We start from the raw sequence: 929 nt of genomic DNA, 5'->3' as shown, positions 1-929 counted from the left end.
ACCTGTCAGAACTTCACTCGCGATGCCATGTATGGACAAGCGACTGGATATTGCATTTGCTATAAAAAGAGTATGCGGCGTACACATAATCCCCCATGCAAGTTTATTTCCACTCGACAGACGACGATGCAATTTCACTTGTGTCTGTTCGTCACGATACCATCTTAGCCGACGCGCCAGACCGGAAAAATCTCCGCGAGCCAAGTAACGTAACCCATTAGTTAATTGGCAAAAACGGCTTCGCAATTGTTTCATGGTTGTGAGCTCCAGTATCGCGCCAAGTGGCTTATTCCGAGATCTGTAGCCTGCGCCTTGAATCGGGCGCAGAAGTTAGAATCCAAAACCACTAACAAGTTTATGCATCATTGGATATTTCAACTCCGGCATGTAAATGTATATGCGATGCACAGACGTTACAAATATCGGTTTTTTTCCTCCGAAACATTTCCCGAGCGCAAAACAGCTTTGTGCCGGACAAGGTCACAAGATGAAGAGCTAAAAGTGCTCATTAATTTTGTTGAGCGGAACAATTCCTATTTGTCAGGCCCCAAAATAAAGTGGCAAAATCTCCGCCGGAGTGCCGTCCATCTTCACACGTCCATGCTCAAGCCAAATTACTCTGTTGCAATTTTTTTCCATCAGTTCTTTCGAATGGCTGGCCAGAACCAATATTTTTGTCGAGTCAACCAGATCGCGCATTCGCGCGTTAGCGCGATCCTTGAAATCTTCATCCCCGGTCGAAAGCCATTCGTCCATAATCAATATCTCCGGTCGAACAGCCGTCGATGTGGCAAAAGCTAACCGCAACTGCATACCTGATGAATAGGTGCGGAATGGCACATCTAGAAATTCTCCAAGTCCCGAAAAATCGGCAATCTGATCAAATTTCTCTGCAATTTCTTCGGACGGCATGCCCATCATTGCGGAAC

General features: G+C 46.1%; 1 protein-coding gene and 1 pseudogene. Both read right to left on the bottom strand.

The window, feature by feature from the left end:
* Nucleotides 1-255, bottom strand: a 255-nt coding sequence (locus RCF13_RS00965) for a hypothetical protein (RefSeq protein ID WP_308140735.1), incomplete at its 3' end; no start/stop codon positions are given.
* A 285-nt stretch (nt 256-540) separates the two neighbouring features.
* A pseudogene (locus RCF13_RS00960) lies at nt 541-929 on the bottom strand (ABC transporter ATP-binding protein); the annotation flags it as partial.

The sequence above is a fragment of the Stenotrophomonas maltophilia group sp. RNC7 genome (genome assembly GCF_030910085.1).
In the GTDB taxonomy this organism is placed as follows: domain Bacteria; phylum Pseudomonadota; class Gammaproteobacteria; order Xanthomonadales; family Xanthomonadaceae; genus Stenotrophomonas; species Stenotrophomonas sepilia.
This window is presented reverse-complemented; position numbering and strand designations above follow the sequence as displayed.